General features: G+C 29.8%; 19 protein-coding genes. 8 read left to right on the top strand and 11 right to left on the bottom strand.

Features of this window, described 5'->3' with window-relative positions; translation table 11 throughout:
- The first annotated feature begins 125 nt into the window (after positions 1 to 125).
- The 5 genes from B5E75_RS05445 (at position 126) to B5E75_RS05425 (ending at position 4,871) form a co-directional block, all read left to right on the top strand.
- On the top strand, positions 126 to 875 hold the full coding sequence (locus tag B5E75_RS05445; protein WP_087357775.1) for an HAD-IIB family hydrolase: 750 nt from the start codon (positions 126 to 128) through the stop codon (positions 873 to 875).
- Positions 876 to 1,088: 213 nt separating this feature from the next.
- Positions 1,089 to 2,243: a homoserine dehydrogenase gene (locus B5E75_RS05440; protein ID WP_087357774.1), complete on the top strand. Its 1,155-nt coding sequence runs from the start codon at positions 1,089 to 1,091 to the stop codon at positions 2,241 to 2,243.
- Between the two features lie 6 nt (positions 2,244 to 2,249).
- Positions 2,250 to 3,479: an aspartate kinase gene (locus B5E75_RS05435; RefSeq protein ID WP_087357773.1), complete on the top strand. Its 1,230-nt coding sequence runs from the start codon at positions 2,250 to 2,252 to the stop codon at positions 3,477 to 3,479.
- Between the two features lie 13 nt (positions 3,480 to 3,492).
- Positions 3,493 to 4,527, top strand: a complete 1,035-nt coding sequence (locus B5E75_RS05430) for an aspartate-semialdehyde dehydrogenase (RefSeq protein WP_087357772.1) — start codon at positions 3,493 to 3,495, stop codon at positions 4,525 to 4,527.
- Positions 4,527 to 4,871, top strand: coding sequence for a DUF2200 domain-containing protein (locus tag B5E75_RS05425; RefSeq protein WP_239480147.1), 345 nt, complete (start codon positions 4,527 to 4,529; stop codon positions 4,869 to 4,871). Before B5E75_RS05430 ends, B5E75_RS05425 begins: the two co-directional genes overlap by 1 nt.
- A gap of 644 nt (positions 4,872 to 5,515) precedes the next feature.
- Here the strand turns inward: B5E75_RS05425 and B5E75_RS05420 are convergent.
- The 9 genes from B5E75_RS05420 to B5E75_RS05380 all read right to left on the bottom strand — a co-directional run bounded on the left by B5E75_RS05420 (position 5,516) and on the right by B5E75_RS05380 (position 14,094).
- Positions 5,516 to 7,534 (bottom strand): ABC transporter permease, encoded by a 2,019-nt coding sequence (locus tag B5E75_RS05420; RefSeq protein WP_087357770.1) that lies wholly within the window; start codon positions 7,532 to 7,534, stop codon positions 5,516 to 5,518.
- A 1-nt stretch (position 7,535) separates the two neighbouring features.
- Positions 7,536 to 8,294 (bottom strand): ABC transporter ATP-binding protein, encoded by a 759-nt coding sequence (locus B5E75_RS05415; RefSeq protein WP_087357769.1) that lies wholly within the window; start codon positions 8,292 to 8,294, stop codon positions 7,536 to 7,538.
- 103 nt (positions 8,295 to 8,397) lie between these two features.
- Positions 8,398 to 9,381, bottom strand: a complete 984-nt coding sequence (locus B5E75_RS05410; RefSeq protein WP_087357768.1) for a sensor histidine kinase — start codon at positions 9,379 to 9,381, stop codon at positions 8,398 to 8,400.
- Positions 9,374 to 10,051, bottom strand: a complete 678-nt coding sequence (locus B5E75_RS05405) for a response regulator transcription factor (protein ID WP_087357767.1) — start codon at positions 10,049 to 10,051, stop codon at positions 9,374 to 9,376. Before B5E75_RS05405 ends, B5E75_RS05410 begins: the two co-directional genes overlap by 8 nt.
- 19 nt (positions 10,052 to 10,070) lie before the next feature.
- Complete coding sequence (locus tag B5E75_RS05400; protein WP_087357766.1) at positions 10,071 to 11,066, bottom strand: helix-turn-helix transcriptional regulator; 996 nt, start codon at positions 11,064 to 11,066, stop codon at positions 10,071 to 10,073.
- A gap of 9 nt (positions 11,067 to 11,075) precedes the next feature.
- A complete protein-coding gene (locus B5E75_RS05395; protein WP_087357765.1) occupies positions 11,076 to 11,678 on the bottom strand; it encodes a hypothetical protein in 603 nt (200 codons plus the stop codon).
- A 130-nt stretch (positions 11,679 to 11,808) separates the two neighbouring features.
- Positions 11,809 to 12,876 carry a hypothetical protein gene (locus tag B5E75_RS05390; protein WP_087357764.1) on the bottom strand — a complete coding sequence of 356 codons (1,068 nt, stop codon included), beginning with the start codon at positions 12,874 to 12,876 and terminating at the stop codon, positions 11,809 to 11,811.
- A gap of 67 nt (positions 12,877 to 12,943) precedes the next feature.
- The gene (locus tag B5E75_RS05385) at positions 12,944 to 13,219 is read right to left on the bottom strand and encodes a hypothetical protein (RefSeq protein ID WP_087357763.1); all 276 of its coding nucleotides are present in this window, start codon (positions 13,217 to 13,219) and stop codon (positions 12,944 to 12,946) included.
- A gap of 11 nt (positions 13,220 to 13,230) precedes the next feature.
- Positions 13,231 to 14,094 (bottom strand): DegV family protein, encoded by an 864-nt coding sequence (locus tag B5E75_RS05380; protein ID WP_087357762.1) that lies wholly within the window; start codon positions 14,092 to 14,094, stop codon positions 13,231 to 13,233.
- 101 nt (positions 14,095 to 14,195) lie between these two features.
- On the opposite strand from B5E75_RS05380, the gene B5E75_RS05375 reads away from it, so the two are divergent.
- Positions 14,196 to 14,792, top strand: coding sequence for a YigZ family protein (locus B5E75_RS05375; RefSeq protein ID WP_087357761.1), 597 nt, complete (start codon positions 14,196 to 14,198; stop codon positions 14,790 to 14,792).
- A 95-nt stretch (positions 14,793 to 14,887) separates the two neighbouring features.
- A complete protein-coding gene (locus tag B5E75_RS05370) occupies positions 14,888 to 15,445 on the top strand; it encodes a manganese efflux pump MntP (RefSeq protein WP_087357760.1) in 558 nt (185 codons plus the stop codon).
- Positions 15,446 to 15,569: 124 nt separating this feature from the next.
- On the opposite strand, the gene B5E75_RS05365 is transcribed toward B5E75_RS05370, so the two are convergent.
- The gene (locus tag B5E75_RS05365) at positions 15,570 to 16,484 is read right to left on the bottom strand and encodes a restriction endonuclease (protein WP_087357759.1); all 915 of its coding nucleotides are present in this window, start codon (positions 16,482 to 16,484) and stop codon (positions 15,570 to 15,572) included.
- Between the two features lie 151 nt (positions 16,485 to 16,635).
- Between B5E75_RS05365 and B5E75_RS05360 the strand changes: the two genes are divergently transcribed.
- Entirely contained in the window at positions 16,636 to 17,088 is a 453-nt protein-coding gene (locus B5E75_RS05360) for a dUTP diphosphatase (protein WP_087357758.1), read from the top strand.
- A gap of 521 nt (positions 17,089 to 17,609) precedes the next feature.
- Here B5E75_RS05360 and mfd read toward each other — a convergent pair.
- Positions 17,610 to 21,041: a transcription-repair coupling factor gene (mfd, locus tag B5E75_RS05355; protein ID WP_087357757.1), complete on the bottom strand. Its 3,432-nt coding sequence runs from the start codon at positions 21,039 to 21,041 to the stop codon at positions 17,610 to 17,612.
- Between the last annotated feature and the right edge of the window lie 8 nt (positions 21,042 to 21,049).

The following is a 21,049-nucleotide window of genomic DNA, read 5'->3' as shown; positions in this document are numbered from 1 at the left end:
CATCCCTCCTGTTTTTATTATAATTGATGACGTAACGTCATAAGCAAGTCTTTTTTATCAAAACTTAAGATAATCTCTTTGTATTTCTTTATCATTTCCCCTATAATAAAACTTGGGGTGAAAATATGAATTTATTAGCGAGTGATTTTGATAATACATTATGGTTTCAAGACCATATGAATAAAAAAGATGTAGAAGCCATTCAATCATTTCAAAAGAAAGGACATCTCTTTGGTGTATGTACTGGAAGAAGTTTGAGTGGTATTTTACGTCCTTCAAAACCTTATAGTATTGAATATGATTTTTATATTTTACTAAGTGGTGGTTTGATTTTAAACAAAGATTTTCAACCTATTCTGGAGAGTCAAATTCCTATATCATTAGTGAAAGATATTTATGAACTAACAGAAAAACAAAACATAACTCTTGTTTATAATGATGTCACATATCATCTTAATTCAAAATTTGATGATTTTATTTTTGATCATGAAATTCATTCTTTTGATGAATTTCCTTATCCCTATGTACAGGCATTTTCTTTTCATTATCAGGAAAATGAAATAGATATGGCACAAATAATGACTCAAAAAATACTCAATCAATATGGTGAACAGATTGAAGCCTATCAAAATAATCAACATATAGATTTAGCCATGAAAGGATGTTCTAAAGGACATGGTATTAAAATCATTCAAGATTATTTTCAATTATCCATTGATAATATTTATGGTATTGGTGATAATTATAATGACTTACCGATGTTAGATGTTATAAAGCATAGTTATACTTTTGATTATGCGCCAAAAGAAGTCAAAAATCATGCTCAAAAAGTGGTTTCATCATTAGCTCAGTGTATTTTTGATATTGAGAAATAATTTTTATTTTTAAGAAATAGAAAATATATTATTTCGCTTATTTCAAAATTATTTATTCATAAATTGACAAACATATACAAAAATGATATTATCAATGCAATAATAAAAAAAGACATCTTCATGTCTTAATTATAGATCATATGGGGATGTTTGGTGATTTTTAAAACTATATCTCATGATGAATGAGATTTTTTCTTTAGAGAGGGGTATCGTATGAAAATAGGTGTCATTGGCTTAGGAACAGTTGGATTTGGTGTTGTAGATATTTTAACACAACAAAAGGAAAGACTAGAAAAGTTAATTCAAGAAGAAGTTGTCGTTAAATATGGTTGTGCTTTAAATGAAGTTACTTTACCAGATGGTATCATCTATACCCAAGATTTTCATGATGTTTTAAATGATGATGAAGTGGATGTTGTGGTAGAATTAATCGGTGGCACAACAATTGCGAAAACAATTATTTTAGAAGCCTTAAAAAAAGGAAAGAATGTGGTGACCGCTAATAAAGCTTTGATTGCTCATGACGGACAGGAAATCTTTGAAATGGCTATGAAATATCAATCAAAAATTTATTATGAAGCTGCTGTAGGTGGTGGAATTCCCGTTGTTGTTCCAGCCAAAGAAGATTTAGTGGCTAATGAAATTGAAAAAATTGAAGGTATTTTAAATGGAACAACAAATTTTATATTAACGTTAATGGAAACAGATAATTTGGATTTTGAAGAAGCCTTAACGATTGCTGATGGATTAGGATATGTAGAAGCAGATGCCAGTTTAGATTTAGATGGCAAGGATGCTGCTCATAAGATTTGTATTCTGGCGATGAATGCTTTTGAAATTTTCTTTGATTTCCATAAGATTCAATGTACAGGTATTCGTGGTGTAACAAAGAAAGATATTGATTATGCTAAAAAATTAGGATATCGTATCAAATTAATTGCTCAAGCTAAAAAATTAGAAAATGGTTATGGTATTGATGTTTCTCCAACATTAATTGGTATAAAAGACATGGTTGCTAATGTCAATCAAGCATATAATGTAGTAGAAATCACTTGTAATTATTTAGAAAATGTTATTTTTTATGGAAAAGGTGCAGGACGTTATGTCACAGCCAGTGCCGTTGTCAGCGATATTATGAAAACACATCAGCCAACAATGTGGCAGCACCAATATCAATATGTTGAAGATATTTTTCCAATTACATATTCTAAATATTATATCAGATGTGATCATCCATTAGATATTGATTATGAGATGTATTACTCTCAAGATCATGATCATATCTATATTACAAATCCTATTGAACTGAATGATTTAAAACATCAACTTCAAAATGAATCTTATAATTTATTGAAGGTAAGGGGTTAATATAACATGAAGATAATTGTTCAAAAATTTGGTGGAACCTCAACACGTAGTATTGAAACACGTGAACATATGTATAAAAATATTATTCGTGAACATGATAAAGGAAATAAAGTGGTCGCTGTCGTCAGTGCGATGGGGCGTTATGATGACCCTTATGCGACAGATACCCTTTTATCCATTGTGCATACGGATCAATTGACAGATGAAGAAATTGATCGTTTAACAAGTATTGGTGAAACAATTTCTACACTCGTTGTTAAAAGTGAACTGGCTAAAAAAGGCTATACTGTAGAAACTGTCACAAATGCTGAACTTGGTATTTTGACAGATTCTCATCATCAAAATGCTACCATTACAACGGTTGAAGGAAAACATATATTAGATAAACTGAAAAATGCTGATATTGTCATATGTCCCGGATTTCAGGGATATTCTCAAAATGGTAAGATTACGACTCTAGGACGTGGAGGTAGTGACTTGTCTGCCGTCGCTATTGGTGTCGCCATTGATGCCAATGAAGTAGAAATATATAGTGATGTCAATGGAATTTATACAGCGGATCCCCGTATTGTTCCCGATGCGAAGAAACTGAACTATATCAGCTATGCCGAAATGCTGGAACTTTCCAACAATGGAGCAAAAGTTTTAAATCATCGTTGTGTACAACTGGCTGCTAAACATGATATTGTGATTCATGCCAGAAGTTCATTCGATGAAAGTCAGGGAACATATGTATTAGGAGATGAAAAAATTATGAAAGATCATTTAAATCAATTTATTATATCAGGTATTACAGGTTCACAAAATGAAGCCCGTATTACTCTTGTAGGTGTAGATGCCAAAATCAATGGTGCTGGTGAACTTTTTGAAAAAATTTCTGATGCCAATGTTAACGTCAATGTCTTTAATCAGGCTTTAGTTGGTGGTGGAAGAATGGATATTTCTTTAATTATTAATGATAAGGATGTTCCTGCTGTCGTTGAAGTCATTAATGATTTAAAAGATACTTTACAGGCAAAGAAAACAATTGTCAGAGGAAATATTGGAAAAGTCGCTGTGATTGGTGTAGGTATCAAAAATAATAAAGGCATGTTCCAGAAAGTTTATAATACATTGATGAGTCATGATATTAATGTCGAAATGACATCTTGTAGTGAAATTAATATATCTTGTTATATTGATCGAGATGATGTCAAAAAAGCTCAAGTTTTATTACATGAAGCATTCTTAGGTTAGGAGGATTATCAAAATGAAGAAATATAAAGTTGCAATTGTAGGTGCTACTGGTGCCGTTGGGAGAGAAATGTTGAGATGTATTTTTCAGTTTCACTTCCCTTTTGAAAGTTTAAAATTATTAGCTTCTGCGAGAAGCGCAGGAAAAGTCATTGAATATGAAGGACATGAATTTGTTGTGGAAGAATTAACTGAAAATTCTTTTGAAGGTATTGAAGTGGCTTTCTGGAGTGCTGGAGGAAGTATTTCAGAAAAGTATATGCCTTATGCTGTAAAGGCCGGATGTATCAATATTGATAATACATCACATTTTAGAATGGATCCTGATGTTCCATTAGTTGTTCCAGAAGTCAATGCTTATGCTTTAAAGGAACATAAAGGAATTATTGCTAATCCAAACTGTACAACAATTCAAATGGTCAGTGCATTAAACCGTTTAAATGAGTATTTTGATATTGAAAGAATTATTGTTTCTACTTATCAGGCTGTTTCAGGGGCTGGTGTTGCTGGTATGGAAGAATTATATCGTCAATCACAGGAAGTGCTAGATGGTAAAGAACCAGTAGCCAAAACTTTGCCTTGTGCTTCTGATAAAAAACATTATCCAATTGCCTTCAACTGTATTCCACAAGTTGATAAATTTGATTTAGACAATCATTTCACAAAAGAAGAAATGAAAATGGTCAATGAAACAAAGAAAATCTTTAATAAAGATATTAAAGTCAATGCGACTTGTGTTCGTGTTCCTGTACTTAGAGGTCATAGTGAATCTGTTTATATTGAAACGAAAAAACCTATTGATATAGATAAAGTCTTTGAATTATTATCAAATTCTCATGGTGTTGAACTCTATGATGATATTGAAAATCAGATTTATCCAATGGCAACTTTATTTATTGGTGATGAACTTGTCCATGTCGGACGTGTAAGAAAAGATTTAGATAATGATCATGCTTTAAGTTTATGGATTGTTGCTGATCAATTAATGAAAGGTGCTGCTTACAACTCTATTGATATTGGATTAAAAATGATTGAAATGGACTTGTTATAATGAGTCAAAAAGTCTTTCAAATGCCCTATTCAAAGATTTATCCTCTACTTCTTCAAAAAGCCTTGAAAAAAGGACGTACGCAAGAAGAAGTAGATACAGTGATTCAGTGGTTAACGGGTTATACTTTTGATAACATTCACCATATGTTAGAAACAGATATCAATTATCAACAGTTCTTTGAAAATGCTCCAGCTTTAAATGAACGCAGATTTTTAATTAAAGGCAGTATCTGTGGTGTTAAGCTGGAGATGATTGAAGACCCTCTTATGCAAAATATACGTTTTCTTGATAAACTCATTGATGAACTTGCTAGAGGAAAGAGTTTAGATAAAATTTTACGCTAAAAAGAGCGTTATCTTACTATGATAAGAATTGATTAGAAGATGGACATGATGAACTAATGGAAAACTTCATTTATATTTGATTCTTAAATGTTATAAGATGGTCAAAAAAATAAGATGTGATTTAAAAAGTTATTAACATTTTAACATCTTTTCAATTTACATTACTTTTTTTTGTGGTATACTATAGATGAAAAGTATCTGAGTAGATAAAAATACTCAAATGAGAAAGAGAACTGTTGGCCCAGTTCTCTTTTTTCGTGACCTTTCTTTTTATCTATTACTTACGTAATTCTTTGATTATCAAAAGTATAACAATTAATGTTAAAACTTCTGAATACATAAAAAGTATCTTGAATAAATAAAAATACTCGGCCACGTTCTCCCATGTTAAAGCTATCGGTGCTATAAAACTGAGGCATGATTTCACCTCCGCCCATTGAGGGCCTTTTTATTTTATCATGATTCGACAAAAAAATATACTGAATAAAGTATCTTTATCCAGTCAGATTTTTGTTTTTATTATTTTGCTCATTTTTAATATCTTTTCAATTTACATTACTTTTTTTGTGGTATACTATAAACGAGAAGTATCTGAGTAAGTAAAAATACTCAAATGAGAAAGAGAACTGGGGCAACAGTTCTCTTTAATATTTCACAATACGATAATACGTTCTTGAAGTAATTGCATAGACAATAGCATAAATGATTGCTACAGTCACTACAGAAATAACAGTGCATATAACAAAGATTTGAATACCAGATGTGACAAGGAAGCTAAACATCATTGTAATCATATTGAAGGCAAATGCCATATGAATAACAGAAACAATGAGTGGTAAAAAGAAGAAAATTAAAACTTGTGAACGAATCGTCTGTTTGACTTCTTTTGTACTCATTCCAACTTTTTGCATGATTTCAAAACGTTTTTGATCTTCATATCCTTCAGATAATTGTTTATAATACATAATTAATATTGTAGCCATTAAAAATAAGATGCCTAAGAATATTCCTAAAAAGAATAAACTACCATATAATTCCATCAACATTAAACGAACCGTATACTGTGATGAATAATAGAAAGAGATTTCACCATGTTCCTGTCCAGAAGCATTGGCACTGATCGTAAATTTCTCTAAACATCTTTCCAAAATATCTTCTGCTTCTTTTTCCTGAGATTGGTTACTATACTTAATTGAAAGATTTTCTGTAGGTTGGATTTCATCACCAAAGAATGATGACATCATCTTTTGAATTGCTGCTTCATCTTTCATAATAACAATAATATTTTTTTCAGCAGTTGAATTTTCATTAGGTAATAAATATGGCTGATGAATAACATCTTTGATTTGATATTTTGTATTATCAATATCAAAAGTCTTACCAAATTCAAAGAAATTACTTGTTACAAGAACTTCATCATCTTGCAAATGAACATCTTGATGATAAGCTCGATTATATTCATCTTCCGTCACACCAATTAAGTAACCTACTGTAAAATTGCCTGATTCTCTATCCATCATGATATGCTGATTATCTTTGAAACGAACTGATACACTATATCTTTGTAAGTGAATAAAACTGTCAATTCCTATACCATTTCTTTTTAACTGATCTTGTATATCCGCATAAAATGTCTGAAACTGTTTTTCTGTTGGTAATGTCCCATCTTCATAACCATAGACTTTTAACTGATAACTATCTTGTTGATAAGATGAGATTGTATCTTCTATTCCAAAATATAGTGACACTGTACTCGATAACATGACTAAAATACATGTACATAAAATACATATACTGGCTAGTCCAACAGCATTTTGTTTCATACGATAAATCAATTGTGAAACAGAAGTAAAATGCTTTGTCTGATAATAAAAATGTTTATTCTTTTTTAAGAATTTTAAAATTGTAATAGACCCTGCTGTAAACAAACAATATGTTCCAATAATAACCAATATAACTGCGATAAAGAATAAATATACAGCTGTCAAAGGATCATCTATAGTCACAGCAATATAATAGCCAATACCTAAAGACAAAATACCAACAAGAGTCATTAACCATTTTGTTTTTGGTTCTTTTTCTCCACTTTGTGATCCTCTTAATAATTCAATAGGGTTTGCTAATTGAATTTGAATCACATGAATTAAATAAGTCATAAAATAAATTGGTAAAAATATAATCACTGTTATCAATAATGATGACCATGAAATATGAAAAGTCAATAATGTTGTTATACCCATTAAACGTATCAACAATAAAGAAACCAGTTGACTAAATATAATCCCAAAAAGAAATCCTACAAGCAAAGAAACAAATGTAGTAAAAAATGTTTCATAAAACATCATAATCATAATATGTTTCTTTTCTAATCCTAAGATATTATATAAAGCAATCTCTTTTTTACGACGTTTCATTAAAAAACTATTCATATAAAAGAGAAAAATCACAGAAAATATAATAATGACAATCTTTCCTAAATTTAAAATCACCTGCATTGTTCTTGAACCTGTAGACATCTGATCAATCCCATCATGAGATGAAAGATAATTAATTAAATAAAACATCATGACAGTAAAAGAACTTGTTAATAAATACGGGAAATAAAGTTTTGCATTCTTTTTTAAATTTGTGAATGCCAGACGAGGATAAAAGAATGATTTCATCTTATTTCCCTCCTGAAGCAAGTAATGTTAATGTATCTGAAATACTTTGATACATTTGTTGATACGTTTGATTTCCTCTATAGATTTGATGAAAGACTTCACCATCTCTAATAAATAAAACTCGAGATGCCCAACTGGCTGCTTTTGTACTATGTGTTACCATCAAGATTGTTTGTCCTTTCTTATTTACACGATCAAAGATTTCTAACAACTGATCGGTTGATTTAGAATCAAGGGCCCCCGTTGGCTCATCTGCCAGAACCAGTTGTGGCTGTGTAATCAATGCTCTTGCAACTGCAACTCTTTGTTTTTGACCACCAGATATTTCATAAGGATATTTTTCTAATAAGTTTTCAATTCCTAATTGAGGTACTAATGTTTTTAATTTCTGATTCATTTCAGGATAAGATTCTTTTGATAAAACAAGAGGTAAAAAGATATTATCTTTCACTGAAAAAGTATCTAATAAATTAAATTCCTGAAAAACAAAACCAAGATTTTGTCTTCTAAACTGTGAAATTTCTTTTTCTTTTAAATGTGTAATATCTTTTCCATTCAATAGAACCTGACCACTTGTTGGCTGATCTAATGAAGCCAGAATATTTAATAAAGTTGTTTTCCCACTTCCAGATTCACCCATAATCGCAACATATTCTCCTTTTTCCACACTAAATGTAACATTGGATAAGGCTTGAACTTGTTGATTTGAAAAACGTGTTGTATAAATTTTCTTTACATTTTTAACTTCTAGTAATGACATCTGTCATCCCTCCTTTGTACATTTATAGTTTATAAAAAAAGAGAAAAATGTACCATTGATTTATCTTACATTTTCTCCTTATGACCTTACATCTTTGTAAGATTTATTCAACCTGTAAATCCTGAACATGAAAATCAATCTTTACAGTTGTCCCTTTCCCTTGTGATGATTCCATTGATATAGGATGACCGAGATATTTTAAAATTCTCTCACACAGATACAAACCTAATCCACTGGCTTTCTTATCCACTCTCCCATTATATCCTGTAAATCCCTTTTCAAATATTCTTGGTAAATCTTCTGCTTTGATGCCAATACCCGTATCTTCAATATACAAAACTTCATCTTCAACATAAATATGAATACCTCCTGTCTTGGTATATTTTAACGCATTGGATAAAATCTGTTCCAAAACAAAAGATAACCATTTTTCATCAGTTAAAACTTTTAGATCAATGTCATCTAACTGCAATGTCAGTTTCTTATGAATAAAGAATGTTGCCTGTTTTTTTAAAACGTCTTGAAGAATATCATGAAGTGAATAATATTGAATATGTAAATCTGATGAAATCTGCCCTAATTTCATATAATGTAATGCCATATCTACATATTGTTCAATCTTTAAAACTTGTAAAAGCATATCATGCGTCGACGCATTCTTTGAATCAATCAATAAACGTAATGCAAAAATAGGTGTCTTGATTTGATGAACCCACATGGTAAAATATTCTAGCATTTCTTGATGATTATTTTCTTCAAGTTCTTTTGTTTCTTTGAGTAAGTCATTTATTTGATATAACAACAACTGATATTCTTTTTCAATCCATGAAGAACAAGAAGGCAAATCCAAAGTATAATAATCTTTAAGTTGTTGATTAGCATTTAAATTATGTAATCGACGTACATATAATATAAAATCAATACAAAAATAAACAAACAACAAAACTAGGCATAAAATTGTAGCATAGATAATAGCATCTATTAAAGCATCATACAAATAAAGAATCACATAAAATATCACAATAAAAGATAAAGAAAGAATATAAAAAGCTTTTTTATCATAGAAATAATGAAATAATTTATTCATAATAAAGTTTATATCCTAATCCTTTTTTTGTTTGAATGAGATGTTCAATATGAAAATCATCCAGTTTCTTTCTTAATCTGTTCATATTCACACTTAAAGTATTATCATCTATAAATTCATTACTTTGCCATAATGCCATCATTAAATCATCACGAGATACAAATGTTTCAGATTTTTCAAACAAAATCTGTAAAATCTTTAATTCATTTTTTGTTAAATCTATGGTTTGTTCTTGATAAGAAATTGTTGCATCTAAAATATTTAAAACAAGTTCCTTATAAGTTAATACTTGCATAGATTTAGAAAAAGAATATGTTCTACGCAATAATGCCTGTATTTTCGCCGTTAAAACAGAAAAATCAAAGGGTTTCGTAATAAAATCATCAGCCCCCATTGAGATAGCCATCACAATATTCATATTTTCACTGGCTGATGAAATGAAAATAATCGGTACAGAAGAAATCTTACGAATCTGCTCACACCAGTGATAACCATTATAAAAGGGTAAAGAAATATCTAATAAGATTAATTCTGGTTGTATTTGAACATATTTTTCTAAAACATGTTCAAAATCATCAATGACATAAACTTCATAGTTCCACGTTTCTAAATGTTTTTGAATTGCTGAAGCAATCACTTCATCATCTTCTACAATCATAATTTTTTGCATTTTGATCACCTAATTAGTATTATATCACATCTTGATAAAGGTTGTGCATAGCTTTTATTCGTGCTTTCATTTCATCTTGAAGATATTGGGGAGAAATCACTTTAATCTGTGTCTGCATCATCATAATCCATCCAATGAGTCCTTCTGATATTGAAACATCTTCAATCGTCAACAACAATCTGTCTTGATATAAACGTTGTACTTTCATCTGTTGACCAAAACGTGATACCATTTCTCTTAGCTGCTTATAATCACATTCAATCACTAATGTATCACGATGATGAGAAATGAACATATTCATCATTTTTTCTATTTCATTTTGAATATCAAATTGTTCTTGAATATCAATGTACCCTTTATTTAATGTCTGTATTTGACGCATACGATCAATACGATAGTTCGTTAATTGTTGAGGATGTTTTTCATTATAAGCAATCATATAATAATGATTATTTTGTGAAGTCAATGAATAAGGTGAAACAATATACTGGTCACCTTTATTTCCTCTTTGAGATGCCACTTCTATCAATTGTTCATGCTGGATATTATAATCAATATATTGAAAAGATATGGCTTTTTGGTGTTCAATAGCTTTCATAATAACAGAAAGATTCACAAATAAAGAAAAAGAATGTTGACGTTGGCTTGGTTGAAAATTGACTAAACGTTGTTGTTGGTGAAAAGAAGACAACATAAGAAGCTTATTTTGTAAATGTTGTTGATCTTCTCTGTTCAAATCTTGATGAAATGCTATTTGATCCAATAAAAACTGTAATTCACCATCATCAAATATATCTTCATCTATCTTATAACCTAATTTATGATAAGAGATAATCAAATCTCTATCCAACCAGCTGTGAAAAAAATCATTGATTTGTTTAATACAAGAATAAACAGTCTTAATTTCAATTTTTATATCCTGTTTCATTAAATTTTCTTGTATTTCTAAAGCTGTAATGGCTCTATGTGGTGTTTGTAAAATAATCTTTAATACACAAAACATTCTTTTTCCCATAATAGACTCCTAATGACTCATAACAAGCTGATAACTTTTCTTCCTGTTATAATGACGTATTAATGAAAGATAATCTTTCATGCTGTAACTACAAAGTAAATCTAAAACAACATCATCTTGACAGTCATCTAATTGTAATAAATATTGGTAAGCCAAATGATATTCATCTTCTAATAGACATATTTTTGCACAATCTAATATTCCAACATGATATTGATGTTCAAGAATAGAAATCACTTGAGAAAAAGTCATCTTTTCAAAAGGAATTAAATAACGTATCACACAATATTCTTGCAATGTGATCGTTTTTCTGGTTATTCTTTTAAAAATATCTTCTTTCAATTTTAAATAATCTTGATGTGAAAACAAACTATTCATCATCATTAAATCATGTTCCATATCCTGATAATTTTGAACTCTATATAAATGCTTCAATGCAGCTATAAAAAGTTGATGATAAACTTTTTGATCATGTAACAAATGATTGAATTCTTTTTCACGTAAACACCCAGCAAATAAATCTAATATAGATGCATCTTTCATAATGTTTAATACATAATTTTTCTTTTGAATAAAAGTAATCGTTTCTTGTTTTTGATAATTGTTTTTCATATATGTCATCTCCTTGTACTCTCATTATACCCATTTTATGATTTTGAAGATGACTTTATACCCATTTTAACACCGAAAAAACGGAGTTAAAACACTTTTTTTGATTTTTTCATTAAAAAAAGATTTTGCTTTATACAAAATCTTTTTGAAATGGCTGATAAATACCTTTTCCATAATAAATAGATGGTTCATAGAGGATTGGATAAAGATTCCAGTTTTCCTCAAGAATCCATTGAAACCATTGTCCTTGATATGACATACAATAGATACAATACATCATTCCACATTGATATTCTACAGCTTCTTGATAATGAGTTAATTGAAAATGATACTTTAAAAGTTTCAAAATAATCTCTGAATCTAAAAAATGATCCTGTATGCCAATCACTTTAAGTAAAACTTGGCTATGCTTTTTAGATATTTCATGTTCTTTAAGTATTTGCATTGCATGATGATAAGATGCTTTTGATAAAGATGAACTCAATTTTTGAATAGTTTGCCATTTTTGATGGTCCTGTAATAACTCATATATGATTTGACAATCCTCATAAGACACATAAATAACGGTTTGAAACCATAATGTTCCCTGCTTTTGAATAGTTGGTCTATCACTTTGATAAATCCAGTAACCACCTAGATATTCTTGTTGATGTTTTTTTCCAGCTAAAATACAATCAGCAAAGCCAAAATGCTCATCTTTATATTCTTGCCCGGCACCATTTAAAGCATAAATGACTTGATGATGATATTCATCAACCATTTGTTGCCATGATGAGGATAATTTCTTTTCATCTAAAATATAAGGATATTGGGCTGTTCCATTTCCTCTCAACAAAGTATCTTTAAATTCATTGATTAAAAAATCATTTTGTTTTTGATGGAGATGTTTTCGTTTTATCAACATTACAACAACCAAAACAAGTAAAACAATCATCATGATGACATCAAAAATCATAGGAACAATCTGAGGATTTGTTGTTATACCAATGATCCATGATATCAAAATAGCAAATATCATAAAAAAATGAATAAAACAATATAAGATAGTCTCTCTAAAATATAAAAACATACAAAAATAAATAATCCATAAAAAGAGATGAATACCATTCATATATGAAAATGAATATTCCATATTGGCTAAAAAGGCACATAAAAGCGCTCCTATATATTCCAATAAATAATGCCATCTTTTATCCATATGTACCACTCCTCTCTTACATTATAACAAAGCACAAAGATAAAAAAAAGAAAAGCCAGGATTTATCCTAGCTTTCATTGAGTTGTCTTTTTAATTCTTCAATTTTATCATTGTATTCACCAATATGACGATACATTTCCATAACCTCATCATCAATAACACCAGAATCATGAATTTGTTGATAATAGTACTTTCCTAATTCACGAAAAACATCATCACGATCTGATTCCAAGTTTTTCATCTTTAATTTTAACTTAGCAGTCCCTGCCAGTTCCTGTGTTTTATCAATTGCTTCTTCTGTAAACTTCGCCGCTTTCTTTGTGAAATCATCAAATAAAGGCATCTTTCTTCCTCCTATCCTATATATTTTTTAATATATTGAACACCGATACCACCAACACCCATATGGGCCCCTACGACTGCCGGAAGTTCTCTTAATTCCAGTTCTACTTCACCAATTTTATCTAAAACCATCTGTTTGACATCTAAAGCAGAACTTTCACATAAAACATGTTCAATTGTAATCTTATATTCTTTCGCATTGACACCTAATTCAACCATACGATTAACAAGTGTTGCCTTTGCTTTAGAAAGGGTTCTTACTTTACCAAGAACATCTATCTTTCCACCTAAATCATAATTGAGTTCCATAACTGGAACAATTTTCAACATACTAGCAAGTAATGCTACAGCTGGTGTAATACGTCCACCTTTTTTCAAATGTTCTAAATTAGGAGCCATGATAATTGTTCCAGAATGTTGAATCATGTCTTCAAGAATCACTTGAATTTCTTTGATACTTTTCCCTTCTTGAACTAGTTTGGCAGCAGTAAAAACCAGATATTTTTGATTCCCTGCTGTCCCTTTTGTATCAATTAATGTGATTGGAATATCAACCATCTCAGAAGCAACTTTCATTCCATTTAAAGTTGATGATAAGCCAGTCGCAATAGGTAAACCAATCACTTCATCATATCCTGCATCCTTGATTCTTTGTAAAATATTCACAAGTTCACCTGTTGCCGGTTGTGATGTCATCACCATAATATCTTCTTTTTCCATTGTTTCAAAGACTTTTAAACTTGTTATATCTTGTTGATCTAAATATGTATGATTTTTCATTGTAATACATAAAGGAACAATATATATTCCTTGATTTTCATATTGTTTTAATTCTATTTGGCAACCACTATCAGCTAATATTGCAATTCGAGTCATTTTACTCTCCCTCTTTCTCGCAGTTAATTTTCTCTAACTATTATAACACTTTTGACAATAAAATGAAATCATATATAATAAAGAAAGAAAGGTGTGACCATATGATATCCGTAGAAAATTATACTACTCATACTCTTGTCATCAAAAAATCAGAATTTATTTGTCATTTGATTCCTTGCAGTCAAATTGAACAAGCCAAACAACTCATTGAAAAATACAGTGATCCTCAAGCGACACATAACTGTGTTGCTTATATCATTGGAACACACGAACGTGCATATGATGATGGTGAACCCTCTGGAACTGCTGGGATGCCTATGTTGAATGTATTAAAAATGCAAGGTTTAACAAATATCATCGCTATTGTCACTAGATATTTTGGTGGCATTAAATTAGGTGCTGGTGGCTTAACACGTGCTTACAGTCAAAGTGTCTCTCAAGCATTAAAAGAAGCTAAAATTGTTGAAAAAGAGCCTGTTGATTTATACACAATTACTATTGATTATACTTATACACGTAAATTTGAACATTTATTAAAAGTCCAACATATACAATGTATTGACATTCAATATTTAGAACAAGTCTGTTATCAATGTTATATAAGGGATTTAGACTTTTTGAAACAGATTCAGGAACTGACAAATAATCAATTTGAAGCACATAAAATCGGCACTGATTACATCAAAAAAGACGTTTGACACGTATATAGATACTTGTTATAATTTGGAAGTGATGAAAATAAATAAGACTTGTCTGTTTTTACAGCCTGTCTTTTTTATTACAAGGAGGACATATGGGTTTTTTAGAAATATTGATTATTGGTATTGGTTTATCAATGGATGCCTTCGCAGTAAGCATATGTAAAGGATTATCAACCAGAAAACTTCAATTAAAACATGCTCTCATTTGTGGTTGCTATTTTGGTTTTTTTCAAGGTTTCATGCCTTTACTTGGTTATCTTCTAGGCATTCAGTTTAAAGATAAAATTGAAAGCATTGACCATTGGATTGCTTTTATTTTATTAGCTTTGATTGGTATCAACATGATTAAAGAATCATTTGAAAATGAAGAAAGCTGTAATACAGAATTTTCACCTAAAATCATGATACCCCTTGCTATTGCAACATCTATTGATGCCTTAGCTGTTGGTGTCACTTTTGCTTTTTTAAATGTTAATATTTTCATTGCGATTTCCATCATTGCTTTAACAACTTTTATCATTTCAATGGCTGGTGTCAAAATTGGACATGTCTTTGGAATGAAGTATAAAGCCAAAGCAGAAATCGCTGGTGGTATCATTTTAATTTGTATGGGATTAAAAATTTTATTGGAACATCTTCATATATTATGATAAATTCATTCTCATTTTATCATAAATGCCGATATAAAACTTTCACATTATTATGAAAGAATTTATATCGGCATTGACTATATCAAATTGAAAACTTAAAACATAAAATATTCTTTATTACATTCTATCTAAAAAATTTTTCATAAATGTCATTAGGTACATAAGGATATAAATCTATATTTTTCAGCTGATACTCAGAAGCATCAACCTCTATATCATTTTGATCCATAAACCCATATTTCTCCAAAATATTTATAAAATCCATACCATTGATAAGTTCTACCCCTGCTTCTTTTGCATATGAAATTGCAGCCGCACTATAGTCACTTGTTGTAATAAAAATAACATGATCAGCTAATACTACATTATTTGCACCTACAACTTTTTGAATACTTGGTCGTCCAACTTTATGATTTATTGAATAACATTTGCATTCAACAATTGTCTTTTCATCATCTTTCATCATTACTAAATCATATCCTCCATCATTAGTCGGAGGTGTAATTTGTACATTATATCCCATAGTTTCATATACTTGAGCGCAAAGATTTTCAAAATCAGTAGGCTTATTTACAAAATAGTCTACAATCTTTTGAACACTATTATTAAGACAAAAAGTCTGTTTTCTTTTTAAAATACGAAAATATTTTTCCTTTTCTTCTTTACACATAGATATTTCTATTCCTAAATGACGTAAATCTTTCACAACCACAAGCAATTCATAAGGTTTTTTTGAATAAACTAAATAATGTCCAATATATAATTTGCTTTTTCTCCAAATAATAGAATTATTCTTAACCCTTTTATCAGCTGTACCATCTTTTTTACTTACTGACCAATAAGGATACTCCAATTCATAATGATTCTTTTCGTTTTCATTATTGCATTTTCTGATTACAATGCCCGATGGCAATTTTCCAATATGGTATGTATTTAAAAAATCTTTTTTTAATATGTAATTATATAAGCAATATATAATATACATAATTAACGCTATAACAATGATATAAATAGAGATATTAATAAAAATTCTTATCATAGTGTTTCCCCTCTTTCATTTCAACAGTATATATTAAGATTTTTTCATTTTCAAATAGTTTATATTAATTTCATATATTATAATTTTTTAAATATCAGCAATTCAAATTTTATTCATATTGGAGTATGATAATAATAAGGGGTGGTAAAATATGAATGATGTCGCTAAACTCTATCAAGTTTATGTCAACAGAGAAATTCAAACAGCAAAAAATGAGATCCTGAATACAAAAAGAATCAATCAGAAAATCCTTGCTTTTTTACATGATTTATCAGAAGTCTCTTTAGAATCTCGCTGCTATTTATTTTGGGAAAAAGAAGAACCTATCAATCATCAACAACTATTAGAAAAATATCTTGAAGGTTTAACAATGTTGATGTCAATAGGATATGAACTTCGTATTGATAGTATTAAAAATCATACAGAAATTCCCGAAGATTTAGATATCTATTCTTTATTCTTTAAAATTCATCGATCTATTTTAAATGTACAAAATCAATATTCTAGTGATGATTATCAAGATGCAATTGATGATTACTTCACTTTAGGTTTTCAATTAGGTATTGATATTGACGAAATCATTGATAATTATCAAAATGATTAGAGCGATACGAAATAACTTTTTATGAGTTATTTCCTTAAGCTCTTTTTTTGTAATAAACTGTTATATTTTATATGGAAATCTATTAATTCAACAGTTTTTTTGATTATAATTGGAAAATTGTGATAGATAATAGAAAATATTGTTGGAAAAATGTGAATATAAAGTCTATAAACAGCTGGAAAAATGTGTGTATCTCATTGAAAATAGCCTGAATTTTGTGATAAGATAAACTTATAGTTAAATAAGGCAATCTCACAAAATAAATTCTATGATTCGAGATGATCAATATTTAGATATTCATTATGCAATCAAGTTTGCAAACAAAAACATTGGATTCAATGAATATTTCTATACTTTCCCCTATTTTTTAGCTTTCTTTTTGAAAAGATTTCTAAAAGATAGAAAAATTCAATAAAACTTGTTATATAAAAACGGAATCATTGTTTTGATTCCGTTTTTTACATTATCATATTGAAAGATATGACACTTATCCTAATCGTTGACTATTCTTTGATATCAAATTATTGTTCATTCATTTTCTTTAATTCATTCAATAATTCTATTGTATGTGGTAACCATTTTCCAGTTGTAGATATAACAATGACAATTTCATTTTTAATATATTTTAATTGTGGTTTGTCATATAAACGATTGACTAATTCAAAAAGCTGATCACCTGCAACATGTGAAGAAAATTCCTGTGTCAGCATTAATTGAACATCATTACCCGTTTCCTTGACCTCATCAATAAATGGTTCAGTACATAAGATTTCATATTGACGTTTGAATACAATATTTTGAACTTCTCTTGGTAATGTTCCATATAAATCCTTTAACTCACTTTCAAGTGCCTGTAACTGTGTTAAATGCTGCGCTTTATAAATACGTTGATACAGATTTAATTTTTCCATATCATTTTCCACATAGTTTTCTGGTATATACCCATCTACAGGAACATTTTGAACTGGTACTTCCTGTTCTTCTTTTTTCTCACCCGTTTTTTCATCAATGGCTTCCTGAAGAATCTTCATATACATGTCAAATCCAACTGTATCAATAAAACCAGCCTGTTCTCCTCCTAGTATATCGCCTGATCCTCGAATCGATAAGTCACGCATAGCGATTTTATAACCACTACCTAATTGAGCAAATTCTTTGATTGCTTTTAAACGTTTTGTTGCTTCTTCATTCATTTGTTTGTTTTTCGCATATAATAGATAAGCATAGGCTAAACGTTCACTACGCCCCACACGTCCTTTAATCTGATACAATTGAGATAATCCAAAGCGATCGGCATTTTCAATAATAATTGTATTTGCATTAGGAATATCAATTCCCGTTTCAATAATCGTTGTACACACAAGAATATCATATTCATGATCAACAAATGACTGCATGACTTTTTCAAGTTCATCCTTACTCATTCTTCCATGTCCAATTCCAATACGAGCCTGTGGCACTAATCTGGCAATTTCATTAGCGACACTTTCAATATTGGCAGTCTGGTTATGTAAATAGAATACTTGCCCTTTTCTTCCTAACTCTCTTTCAATCACTTGTTTCACTAATTGTGGGTTCTTTTCCATGACATAAGTCTGAACTGGCAAACGATTTAATGGAGGTGTTTCAATTTGTGATAAACCACGAATCCCCATTAAAGACATTTGTAGAGTTCTCGGTATGGGTGTTGCTGTTAAGGTCAAGACATCTATTGTTTTTCGTATTTCTTTAATCTTTTCTTTTTGTTTGACACCAAAGCGTTGTTCTTCATCAATACATAACAATCCTAAATCTTTAAATACAACATCATTAGATAAAATACGATGTGTTCCTACTAATAAATCAATTTTTCCCTCTTTCACATCTTCTAAAATCTGTTTTCTTTGTTTGGTAGAAGTAAAACGATTTAATAAAGCAACTTGAACAGGGAAATTTTCAAATCGTTTGATCATCGTATGATAATGCTGTGAAGATAATATTGTTGTTGGACATAGAAAAGCAACTTGCTTACCACCTAAAATAGCTTTAAAACAAGCACGTAAAGCAACTTCAGTTTTTCCAAATCCCACATCTCCACACAATAATCTATCCATAGGACGAGGCATTTCCATATCTGCCTTAATTTCTTTAACAGCTTCTTTTTGATCTGGAGTTAATTCATATCCAAAGCATTCTTCAAACTGTATCTGCAAAGCATCGTCTTTTGGAAAAGCAAAACCGGGCTGTTTCATTCTTTGAGAATAAATTTCAATTAAACGATCTGCCAGATCATCCACTTTCTTTCTGACTTTTTGTTTCGCCTTTTGCCATTCAGTACTATTTAATGAATGAATCTTTGGTACTTTTCCATCTCTCGATGCGTATTTTCTGACTAGCTTAAAGTTTTCTACAGGTATGTATAAAGTATCATTTCCTTTATAAGCAATATATAAATAATCTTTCTTAGAACCTTTAACTTCCAATGTTTTAATTCCCATGTATTGTCCAATCCCATGAATATCATGAACAACATAGTCACCAATATTTAATTCCGTATAATCATTAATAATTTTAGCATCTTTATATTTAATATAACCTTTTTTCTTTTGGGTATTGACTTTAAATAATTCTTTTTCTGTCATTAAGACAACATGTTCTTCACAAAAATCAATCCCTGTTGAAAGTTCCCCCATATAAATATTAATACCTTGATAAATATGATCATCATGACCAATCAAAGTATAACTCAGTTGGTGTTGTTCTAGTAAATCCGTCATCATTTGAATCTGATGACTATTTTCCAGACACATTAAAATGGTATTTTGAACTAAATAATCTTTAATCTGTTGAATCAGTTGTGCTTCATTTAATAAAGATAATTGAACTTCTCTAGTGAAAAAGACAATTTGTTTTTCATTTTCTCTAAAATCTAGAAAATCTATGTCTGATTTCGTTAATAGTGAAGGTAATTCATGATATAAAGAAAGTCCTTTAACCATTTTCCCCATACTTTGTAATTCATGAGAATAATAAAATGTTTCTTCTACATATTGATGATAGACAGTTTTTATTTTTTCTTGGCTAGATGTTAAAATCAGAACATCATCAAAATAAGAACGTAACGTCGTAGATGTTGGAAACAATCCCATATATTGATACAGACGGGATGTACTTTGATGATTTTTAATCGCTTCTATATCAATAGAAATGTCCTCATCCAGTTCATCTTGATACTCTTCACAATCTGTCTGTTCTTTCATCATTTCTATCTGTGAAATCACATTTTCAATATCCTGATCATCATAAAGAATATCTGTAGCTGGTAAAATCAGAACATCTTTCACGTTTTCTAAAGAGCGTTGCGTATTCTTGTCAAAGAAACGTAAACTTTCAATTTCATCATCAAAAAATTCTATACGAATAGGATTATCATATTGAATAGAATAAACATCAATAACTCCACCACGTTTAGAATAATAGAAAGGTTCATCCACCCTCTGTATCATCTGATAACCACTATATATCAACTTTTCTCTTAAAAAAAGTGGATCAATCGTCATTCCTACTTCTAAATGCAGAGTATGTTTTTTAAAGATTTGAGGATGTGGTAAATAACGTAAATAACTTTGGGTATGACAAATCACAACAAGTGGCTGTTGTGAAGAAATCCTTGACAATGCATGAATACGTTCTCCTACAAGTTCTTGAGAAGAAGCCAGAGCTTCAACACGCAAAGATTCATCACATGGAAAAAAGACAACTTTTTGATGAAGCAAAGGGTAAAGCTCCTGATATAAAAGTTGTGCCTGATATAAACTATCTTTAATAACCAGCATCATTTTTGGGCAAGTGAAAAAAGCACTAGCAATAAGAATCGCCTCATCACTAGCGTGAGATACAACAATCTCGCCTTTTCCTTTAAGCATTGCAAGATATGCTGGATTATTTTTCAAAATCTGAATAATCTTCTTCATATCTTATC

The organism is Massiliimicrobium timonense (genome assembly GCF_002160865.1).
In the GTDB taxonomy this organism is placed as follows: Bacteria; Bacillota_I; Bacilli_A; order Erysipelotrichales; family Coprobacillaceae; genus Allocoprobacillus.
This window is presented reverse-complemented; position numbering and strand designations above follow the sequence as displayed.

What these genes read in the sequence shown, in the direction of transcription:
- B5E75_RS05420 (WP_087357770.1), bottom strand. Translation starts at nt 7,534, where the DNA reads ATGAAATCATTCTTTTATCCTCGTCTGGCATTCACAAATTTAAAAAAG.
- B5E75_RS05385 (WP_087357763.1), bottom strand. Translation starts at nt 13,219, where the DNA reads ATGCCTTTATTTGATGATTTCACAAAGAAAGCGGCGAAGTTTACAGAA.
- B5E75_RS05435 (WP_087357773.1), top strand. Translation starts at nt 2,250, where the DNA reads ATGAAGATAATTGTTCAAAAATTTGGTGGAACCTCAACACGTAGTATT.
- B5E75_RS05390 (WP_087357764.1), bottom strand. Translation starts at nt 12,876, where the DNA reads ATGGATAAAAGATGGCATTATTTATTGGAATATATAGGAGCGCTTTTA.
- B5E75_RS05375 (WP_087357761.1), top strand. Translation starts at nt 14,196, where the DNA reads ATGATATCCGTAGAAAATTATACTACTCATACTCTTGTCATCAAAAAA.
- B5E75_RS05415 (WP_087357769.1), bottom strand. Translation starts at nt 8,294, where the DNA reads ATGTCATTACTAGAAGTTAAAAATGTAAAGAAAATTTATACAACACGT.
- B5E75_RS05360 (WP_087357758.1), top strand. Translation starts at nt 16,636, where the DNA reads ATGAATGATGTCGCTAAACTCTATCAAGTTTATGTCAACAGAGAAATT.
- B5E75_RS05440 (WP_087357774.1), top strand. Translation starts at nt 1,089, where the DNA reads ATGAAAATAGGTGTCATTGGCTTAGGAACAGTTGGATTTGGTGTTGTA.
- mfd (WP_087357757.1), bottom strand. Translation starts at nt 21,041, where the DNA reads ATGAAGAAGATTATTCAGATTTTGAAAAATAATCCAGCATATCTTGCA.
- B5E75_RS05410 (WP_087357768.1), bottom strand. Translation starts at nt 9,381, where the DNA reads ATGAATAAATTATTTCATTATTTCTATGATAAAAAAGCTTTTTATATT.
- B5E75_RS05425 (WP_239480147.1), top strand. Translation starts at nt 4,527, where the DNA reads ATGAGTCAAAAAGTCTTTCAAATGCCCTATTCAAAGATTTATCCTCTA.
- B5E75_RS05405 (WP_087357767.1), bottom strand. Translation starts at nt 10,051, where the DNA reads ATGCAAAAAATTATGATTGTAGAAGATGATGAAGTGATTGCTTCAGCA.
- B5E75_RS05445 (WP_087357775.1), top strand. Translation starts at nt 126, where the DNA reads ATGAATTTATTAGCGAGTGATTTTGATAATACATTATGGTTTCAAGAC.
- B5E75_RS05395 (WP_087357765.1), bottom strand. Translation starts at nt 11,678, where the DNA reads ATGAAAAACAATTATCAAAAACAAGAAACGATTACTTTTATTCAAAAG.
- B5E75_RS05380 (WP_087357762.1), bottom strand. Translation starts at nt 14,094, where the DNA reads ATGACTCGAATTGCAATATTAGCTGATAGTGGTTGCCAAATAGAATTA.
- B5E75_RS05430 (WP_087357772.1), top strand. Translation starts at nt 3,493, where the DNA reads ATGAAGAAATATAAAGTTGCAATTGTAGGTGCTACTGGTGCCGTTGGG.
- B5E75_RS05400 (WP_087357766.1), bottom strand. Translation starts at nt 11,066, where the DNA reads ATGGGAAAAAGAATGTTTTGTGTATTAAAGATTATTTTACAAACACCA.
- B5E75_RS05370 (WP_087357760.1), top strand. Translation starts at nt 14,888, where the DNA reads ATGGGTTTTTTAGAAATATTGATTATTGGTATTGGTTTATCAATGGAT.
- B5E75_RS05365 (WP_087357759.1), bottom strand. Translation starts at nt 16,484, where the DNA reads ATGATAAGAATTTTTATTAATATCTCTATTTATATCATTGTTATAGCG.